Source organism: Acinetobacter sp. Res13-Abat-PEC15-P4-01 (genome assembly GCF_015676285.1).
GTDB classification, from domain to species: Bacteria; Pseudomonadota; Gammaproteobacteria; order Pseudomonadales; family Moraxellaceae; genus Acinetobacter; species Acinetobacter nematophilus.
Window position 1 is genome coordinate 1 of record NZ_JADAIN010000009.1, and the last position, 8,681, is coordinate 8,681.

Genomic DNA, 8,681 nt, shown 5'->3' on the forward strand with positions numbered 1-8,681 from the left:
ACTACCGCTTCGGCAGGCTCAAGTGCAGTCACTGTGACTGCAGGCACAACCAATGCAAATAATGTCACTGATTATGCTGTTGATTTAAGCCAAGAAAGCAAAGACAGCTTGGTAAAAGCAGATACAGCATTACAAAGTGTGGTAACTCAGATTGATGGTGTCGATGTGAAGACTGTCAATAAAGATAACAACACCGTCAACTTTGTGACGGGTGACAATGTTGAGTTAACAGCCAATGCAGATGGCAGTATCAAAGTGGGTACAGCAGCAGATGTTAACTTCACCACAGTGAACACGACAAACCTGACAGCAACGGGTGAAACCAAGTTAGGCGATAGCTTCACAGTGAATAATGGTGGCAGTTACTATACAGGACCGATCACTGAAGCAACACATATTGTGAATAAAAACTATGTCGATAATAGTGCAGCGGCAGCTAAAACAGAAGTTGAACAAGGTAAAAATATTCAGGTTGGTACAACTACTGGAGCAGATGGTCAAACAATTTATACCATTGCCACAGCTGATGATGTCGATTTCAATAAAGTAACCGTTGGAGATACTACGATTACATCAAACGGATTAGTCATTACACATGGACCAAGCATTACCAAAAATGGAATCAGTGCTGGGAACCAAAAAATCACTGATGTTGCTGAAGGTCTGATTAGTGCTGATTCCAAAGATGCGATCAATGCTAGCCAGCTTTATGGTTTAGGTAGCAATGTGACCCAGCTGTTTGGTGGCAATGCACTTTATGTGAATAACCAGATTAGTTGGAACAATATAGGTGGTACGGGTCAGAATAACATTGATGATGCGATTAAATATGTCAATGAGCAAGCTGCAAATGCAAATCAAGGCTGGAAAGTCACTACAGATTCTGGATCAAATGCGATAAGTACTGTTAAACCCGATGATACAGTAAATATTAATGGCGATACAGTCAGTGGAGTTACGGTTACCAATACAGGCAACAATATTACAGTGGGTTTAAGTGACAAAATCCAGGTTGGTTCAGGAAACAATACGGTATCTATTGATGGTAATGAAGGAACAATCCAAGTTGGTGATGTTCAGATAGATGGTTCAAAAGGAAATATCACCGCAGGTCAAATTACAGTAAATGGTGAAACTGGCACTGTAAACGGTTTATCGAATACCGCCTGGGATCCAAATAATATTATTTCTGGTCAAGCTGCGACAGAAGATCAATTAAAACAAGTTGCACAAAATGCAATACAGGCAGCAAATACAGCGAAATCAACAGTCTCCGCAGGCGACAATATCACCGTGTCTACCAGTAAAAATGCAGATGGTAGTACGAACTATCAAGTTGCAACACAAAAAGATGTGACTTTTGATACGGTTAAATCGGGTTCAGTGACGAGTGATAAAGTAATAGTTGGAAATGTTGTTATCGATCAAGCAGGTATTAATGCCGGAGCAAATAAAGTAACGAATGTTGCAAATGGTAGCTTAAGTTCAACATCAACAGATGCTATAAACGGCTCACAATTACATGCAAGTAATACCAACATATATAACTACTTAGGTGGTGGTGCTAATTATGAGACCAATACTGGTCCAACCTATAATGTTGGTGGAGGCTCGTACAACAATGTGGGTGATGCACTTAACGCATTGGATCAAAGTGTAACCAATGTAAGCAATCGACTTGAACAAGCCTTTTATACCACAAATAAACGCATCGATGATGTAGAAAATCGTGCCAATGCGGGTAATGCACAAGCATTAGCTACAGCAGGTTTACCACAGGCTTATATCCCAGGGAAAAGCATGATGGCAATCAGTGGCGGCACTTTCCGAGGCGAGAGTGGCTATGCGATAGGAATGTCATCAATATCAGATAATGGTCGATGGGTATTCAAAATAAGTGGAAGCGGTAACTCTCGTGGCGATTTTGGTGGAACAGTCGGCACAGGAATTCAATGGTAATTTTTTAACAAAAGGTCAGATACTTTTAAAGCCTCAAAAGTATCTGACACTATAAAAAACTCCATTCAAATTATCTAAAAACAGAATTAATGCGAGAATTGGGATATGAAAAAATTAATGGCGTTGAGTTTACTTGCTGGACTAATGGGTGGATGCACCACTGGAACAGTCATTACTCAAGAAGGTACAACGGAACAACCTAAATGGCATAAAGCAGAAAAGGTCATCTTTAACAAAAAATCAGGAACCTTTCCAAACTTACAAAGTTTAAATCAGATCAGAGAAGGGATGAGCAAAGATCAGCTCTATGAATTGCTTGGACGTCCTCAATATGATGATGGTTGGAGACCACGTGAATGGAACTATTTATTTCATTTTACAACCCCAGGTCAAGGTGAAAATAATATAACGACATGCCAATTCAAGGTCCTATTTGATCAAAATATGTATGTACGTCGCTTTTATTGGAATCCAATCAATCCTCAAGATGGCGTATGTCCCCCAGCTCTGACACCACAAGTAATAGAACAGATTCCAGAAAAAGTATCTACAAAGCGTTTTACTTTGGGAGCTGATGCATTATTTACATTTGATAAAAGTGATATTCAAAATTTGAATCCGAAAGGACGACTAGACCTAGATAATCTGATTGAAGAATTGGGGCGATTTAAAGTAATTAAATCAATCACAATCACGGGCTACACAGATCGATTAGGGTCTCTGTCCTATAATCAAAAACTTTCTCAGGATCGTGCTGAAAGCATCAAGCAGTATTTAGCAACTCGAGGAATACATCCTGATGTCATGAGTTCACAAGGGCGAGGACCAGCCCATGCAGTGACAGAGTGTGAAAGTAATTTATCGAGAACTGAATTGATTAATTGTTTAGCGCCTAACCGTAGAGTGGTCATTGATGTTGATGGATATATGGAACAGTGATTGAACGAAAATATTTCGATAAATATGTATTATTTTCTGATGTTATTAATCATTGAAAAATAATATAACAATATAAATAAGATTTATTTTATTTAGAAAGCATCAAGAAAATTAAAAAATAAACCAACTTTTTGAGGGGAAGTTGGTTTATTTAAAAATATATCCAAGAGAAAAATATTTATGCCTGAAACGACTTTAATATGTTTATGGTGGTTAAATCGCCAGAATTTTAAAATAATTACAGAGAGTTTAAGCCTTAAGCTTAAAATTGGCGTACTTAAAGTTTTAGTTTTAATGGCCGTTAAATTAAAAAATACAGAAAGGGTATTAAAAATTTCGCCTCATGAACTATCCCTTGATTCTGAAGTTGTACTAGATTCATTGAAATGGTTATCAAAACTCAATATCATTGTGATCGTTAATTCAGTTGATCTGGGAGAAAGGAAAGAGTACCTAATTGAATATATTTATAATGAACAAATGCTGAGCGTTTTCTATCACGATTGTTGGGTAGAGTTGCCCAATCATAAAGTTTTAAATTTTTTAAAAAAAACGCCAAATGATAAATATGTTACATATGAGTCTTTATTCAATTACCTAATGTTAATAAAAGGTCTTAAAAAAAATACGGATAAAACAAAACAGATTTATTTTGATGAAGACTTTCTTAATGGGCATTATAAAGGAACTTGGCGAGAAGTTCTGTTAAAATATAAATTAATTGAATTTTTTAATTTTAATTAAATTTTTTAAGTGAAAAATTAATGTTGTGATAATTTTAAATAGCTGTTGATATATTTTTATAATTTTGCTTAATGGGAGTTATATTTCAAACTAGAGTTTAAATTTTCTGGCTAGAATATAAAATTAAAACCGAAGGGACACAGTTGAATATTTTAATTATAGGTGCAATATATTATTAATTTGGCTGTAGATAAAATAATCAACAGATCGTCGCTTTGAAGCGAATAGAATGTTAAGTTTGCAGATAAAAATGGCTGTTTTAGTCATGAATTTAATAGCAAGCAACAACTTATACATTTTCAAATTTACATGAGCCTGTAGCCTGCCATCATACAAAAAATTACGAGATCGCGATTCAACACTAGATAAATGAATCCATGAATCTAATCCAACAGTTTCAAACATATCTCAACTTCTAACAGAACAAAAGCATGTTGCAGACTGATGAACGATCAAACTACTCATAAAAACCAAAGCTATCTAAAAAGTGCATGTTGACTTTCTGTTAAATCCTGGCAAAAGTGCACGTGAATTCGTAAATTGAATATGAAAATTGTCAGGGGGACTGCTTATAAACAATTTAAATTATCGACTGTCTAGAGTATCAAATTATAGCCATGCAGCTAAATTATGTTTGCAGAACATAACTTACCATCTGTACCCACCAGAATGAGTAATAATCATGTGCGAGGCAAGATTTATTCAGTCATCGAATTATGAGTTAGCAAAATCCTCATCATATAGATCATCGCTTAGTATTTTACGTACTGAACGACACAGTGGCTCATCAGGGGGATTCGAAGCATGTCGAGTAGCCTACTGTTCTTGGTACGGCTGTATCTGGAAGCGAATGGGGTAGGAGGTCATATATTCAATAAAAGAAGTTAACACTGTTTTATTTGGATATATTGAGATTTACTAAAATCGAGTTAGATAAGATTCGGCAAAATAGCTGGTTAAGTTTGGAAGTCTTTGACAGGATTTTTAAAACTTTTTGCAAAGCTTTAGAGAGATAAAAGACTGGGTTTAAGATTCAATTCGATTGCAGCTGCATATGATTGAGAGCTGACTAAAAATTGAGGTATGGAAAAGTCTAGTGTGTTCGTTGTTTGATGAAAAAAATGTGTTATTTGAACATATAATTTGCTATTATGCATTTTTTAATTCATGCAGTTAAGTTCCGTTATGTGAAAGCTTATTTAGTTGTCAGCAGCATGTATGCTAAGTTATTTCATATTGTTGATTTAATTAAATATTCTTAATTTTGTGTGTGAGTTAATTTTAAAAAATCTTTTATTATTTTTTAGGTTTTAAACTAAAGTGAGAAAGTAGAAGAAGGTATTATGCGAGCATATTCATTAGATCTGCGCAAAAAAGTATTATCTGCTTATTATAAATCTCAACATAAATCTAATGTTTGTAAACAATTTGGTATTGCAAGATCAACTCTAGATGAATGGATTTTATTAGAAAGTTTGAATGGAAGTCTAAATCCATTGTCTCCAAATATTCTTGGCCGACCCGCTGTAATACAGGATTTATTGTCCTTTGATGAATTTATAAAATCCACACCTTTTAAAAGGGTGAGGGATTTGATTGAACCATTTGAAAAAAAATTTGGTTATAAAACATCATATGCAGTTCTTTGGAGAACGTTAAAAAAACTCGGTTGGACTAAAGCAAAGGGAGGGCATTGGGAAAAAAACAAAACGGAAAGTTAAGTGTTCATTCATCATATTGATAAACACCTACTCTAAACCTTTTATTAGCATTATCGAGTCCCTTATCATTATTAGAGTAATCAATAGCTGCCGATAAGATTGATTTAGACATAATTTCCCAGAGATCGTTCGTTAATTTGTTTAACTTGATAATGGATTCTTGAGAAAGTTCATCAGCAAAAACTGCTTGTTCTAAAAAATTTTTATTATATTTGATATTATTTATACCCGCAGAGAGATGATCTGAAATGTTATGAGTGAATAGCTGACTCGTTTCATCAACATTGAAATTAGGGCTGTAGCTTGAATTTTTTAAGATTACATACTCATCCTCTTGGGCAACAATACCTAGACGTATAAGTTCCAATAAGATTGATTTAGGGTGTTTTTCGGATGAAACTTGTTTTACTAGATTTTCAAAGCTAGGAGAATCCCCATAAAAAGGTATCTTTGAAGGAGATTTCTGGTTGATCCATAAACCAATTACACGAGCTGGTACACTAATCGGTAGTCTTGTATCAGATTGATTTACCAGATTATATTCGCCATACAGGTTGCAAAAATTTCTCACATCTCGACGATTTAATCCTGATAATAAACTTATTGATGAGTCTGTTTTTTTTTGACCAATTGAATCTAGTTCTTTTATCGCCTCATTATAAAATAATGATTTTAAAGCTGTGTTAAATTCATTATAACCAACGCCAGCACTAATGAGCCAATTAATGAGTTGAGGCATAATATTTATAACATGTTCTAATGTAGTTTCACTTGCATGAGTAAGCTTCATTTCATGAAATTGTGTTAGAACGGAAGTGTTATTTGTCATGTAATCACCTCAAAAGTAAAAATATTTTGACTTGAATTTTTATATGTTAAAACCACAACTTATTGTCAACTTGAACAAATAGATTTATAGGTTCTTATTGTAGCCTCTTTTTTTTAAAAAAATAAGCTATAAAATTTATAGATTACATTTATTTATTTATCTTTTTGTTTTTATTTGTATTTTATGAATTTTTTTTTGTCGTTTTTGCATTTAAAACATTTTTTATGAAACAGAACAAGCAATTTAAATTCAAATTTAAGTTGTGATTTTTATAGGTAAAAATTATTAGATGCCATTTTTTATGGCGTTTAGCACAAACTCATCCTGTCTTAGGCTTTGCGGGGTGGGTGCAATATTGGAAAGATGAATGTGTATTCTAGGCATTTTTAGGAATACAAGTTCTGGACTAAACAGTCTGAAGATTTAAAGTTTTTCTAAACAAATAAATTTAAAACGGTTTTGTACATATCCTAATAGGAAAGCAATCTTCAATTTTAAATTTCATCATTTTGCGTATAAGTTTGAGTTAGTGCGGACTAGTGTTTTTTAAATAGATCTTTGTTTTTATTAATAAAATATCTTAAAAAATTATTTTTAAATTTGGATAATTAACGGACTGCAAGATTTTAAAATCACACGTTTAATTTTGAATGATGTAGGGATCTATTTAAAAATTTTATCTAAAACTGTGTGTATGAAAAATTCTAAAAAAAAAATTTAAAAAGTGTTTATTTTGCACATTTTTGTGTAATATTTAAAAATGTTCATTTTGAACATATTTGCTATGACATTACTTCAAAAATTAGGTTCAAATTATTATGTATAAAACTCCATTGATCATTGGTTTTTGCACATTTGGGTTATTAGCATGTGCATCCAACCAACCCAGCAAAGAAAATAGCATTCACTTCCAAAAGAAAGACGGGACGCATAATAAAGAAATTAGTGTTATTCGTGATTCGAAACTTTGTACAAAAGAAAGCCTTGATAAACAAAACTGTCCGATTGAGTTTTATATCGATAGCATAAAATCTGGTGTTTTTTACGTTAATGATAAAAATAATTATTATCTAAAATCAGGTTCTTATAATTTAAAGGTTAAAAATTGCACAGAAAAATCCTGTAAAAGTTGCGATGTGGATTTATCCACGGATGACGTGGGAAATAATCAATTTCTACTTTCTGTAGATAATTTTGGTAAGCCCTTTATTTCAAATAATGGCAATCCGTTAATTTGTAAGACACCAGAGAAAGAGCTGAAATCGAATGAAACAGCCGTAACAACTGTCACTGTGGATTTAGCAGCAGATACATTATTCAAGTTCAATGGATCTTCTTTGAATGATCTCCTTCCTCAAGGACACCGTGAAATTTTAAATTTAGCTTCGCAAATTTCAAACAACTTTGTATCAGTCAGCCATATTAAGTTAACAGGTCATACCGACCGTTTAGGTAGTGATCGTTATAACTTTCAATTGGGACAGAATCGTGCAGATACAGTAGGTAATTTATTAGTTCAAAATGGCATAGCTCAAAATATTATTTCAGCGATAAGTGTTGGCAAACAGAACCCTGTCACAAACGGTTGTTTTGATATTAAACAAGATGAAGAACTAAAAACGTGTTTACAACCGGATCGCCGAGTCAGTGTGGAAATAACAGGTATATCTAAATAATTGAATTAACTACTAGTATTTTGGGTGGGTTATGAATAAATTTACTGTAATAGAAAAAGATTCTTTAAATAAGGCAACGTTTGATACAGCACATTTTAGTTTAAGTGAAGCTTCGATTATACATACTAAAATGAATCGTGATGATGTAGCTGAATTTATCCGTGATGGAAATAATTTGGTACTCAAACTTAAAAATGGTGAAACCATTGTTATTGAGAATTTTTTCATAACATATGATGAAGTTTCTTCAGATTTGGTTTTTGAGGAAGATGGGTGCGTTTTATATTGGTTTGATGAAGTATCTGGTTTTAAAACTATTTCTGGTTTAGAGGTTCTATTGCCCGAAGCGAGTAGCCAGTTAATGGGGCTTTTACCTTGGTTAATTGGTGCTGGTGCAATTGGAGGTGCCATTGCGGCAACAAATAATGATGATCATAAAAATCCAAGTAAGCCAAATGGAACGCTTTCAGTTGAGTTAACAAAAACAGGTATGATCACCGGTGGAACGACGGATGTTGCACCGGGCAGCGAAGTCAAGTTAACCATTACCGGTCAGGACCAGTCAGGCAATCCGATCGAACGAGAAGTCACGGCAACGGTTCAGCCGGATGGTCGCTATACAGCAGAAGTACCGGCAGACTTTGCAGATGGTGAATTAACGGTTAAGGCAGAAACAGTAGACCGTAACGGAACACCGGTAGAAGCAGAAGACAGTCTGGTTAAGACAGATCATGACAATGATCCAAACACTCCAGACCAAGGTGGTTTAGACCGTGAAGCAGGTTCAATAACAGTTGATGTAGACAATAGCGG

General features: G+C 34.0%; 7 protein-coding genes. 6 read left to right on the plus strand and 1 reads right to left on the minus strand.

Going from position 1 to position 8,681, the window contains the following annotated elements; all coding sequences use genetic code 11:
• The 4 genes from IMO47_RS02755 to IMO47_RS02770 form a co-directional block, all read left to right on the plus strand.
• Nucleotides 1-1,959, plus strand: a 1,959-nt coding sequence (locus IMO47_RS02755) for a YadA-like family protein (protein ID WP_196077875.1), incomplete at its 5' end; no start/stop codon positions are given.
• A gap of 105 nt (nt 1,960-2,064) precedes the next feature.
• On the plus strand, nt 2,065-2,898 hold the full coding sequence (locus IMO47_RS02760; RefSeq protein WP_196076660.1) for an OmpA family protein: 834 nt from the start codon (nt 2,065-2,067) through the stop codon (nt 2,896-2,898).
• Between the two features lie 180 nt (nt 2,899-3,078).
• Nucleotides 3,079-3,642: a hypothetical protein gene (locus tag IMO47_RS02765; protein ID WP_196077834.1), complete on the plus strand. Its 564-nt coding sequence runs from the start codon at nt 3,079-3,081 to the stop codon at nt 3,640-3,642.
• A gap of 1,343 nt (nt 3,643-4,985) precedes the next feature.
• Entirely contained in the window at nt 4,986-5,363 is a 378-nt protein-coding gene (locus IMO47_RS02770) for a helix-turn-helix domain-containing protein (protein WP_196077833.1), read from the plus strand.
• Nucleotides 5,364-5,367: 4 nt separating this feature from the next.
• Here the strand turns inward: IMO47_RS02770 and IMO47_RS02775 are convergent, their stop codons facing one another.
• Entirely contained in the window at nt 5,368-6,192 is an 825-nt protein-coding gene (locus IMO47_RS02775) for a DUF6502 family protein (RefSeq protein WP_196075826.1), read from the minus strand.
• Between the two features lie 818 nt (nt 6,193-7,010).
• Here IMO47_RS02775 and IMO47_RS02780 point away from each other — a divergent pair.
• Complete coding sequence (locus IMO47_RS02780) at nt 7,011-7,868, plus strand: OmpA family protein (protein ID WP_196076767.1); 858 nt, start codon at nt 7,011-7,013, stop codon at nt 7,866-7,868.
• Nucleotides 7,869-7,899: 31 nt separating this feature from the next.
• The coding region (locus IMO47_RS02785; protein WP_196076768.1) for a BapA prefix-like domain-containing protein at nt 7,900-8,681 on the plus strand (782 nt) is incomplete at its 3' end.

Coding starts and splice junctions, on each gene's coding strand:
- IMO47_RS02760 (WP_196076660.1), top strand. CDS start 2,065: ATGAAAAAATTAATGGCGTTGAGTTTACTTGCTGGACTAATGGGTGGA.
- IMO47_RS02765 (WP_196077834.1), top strand. CDS start 3,079: ATGCCTGAAACGACTTTAATATGTTTATGGTGGTTAAATCGCCAGAAT.
- IMO47_RS02770 (WP_196077833.1), top strand. CDS start 4,986: ATGCGAGCATATTCATTAGATCTGCGCAAAAAAGTATTATCTGCTTAT.
- IMO47_RS02775 (WP_196075826.1), bottom strand. CDS start 6,192: ATGACAAATAACACTTCCGTTCTAACACAATTTCATGAAATGAAGCTT.
- IMO47_RS02780 (WP_196076767.1), top strand. CDS start 7,011: ATGTATAAAACTCCATTGATCATTGGTTTTTGCACATTTGGGTTATTA.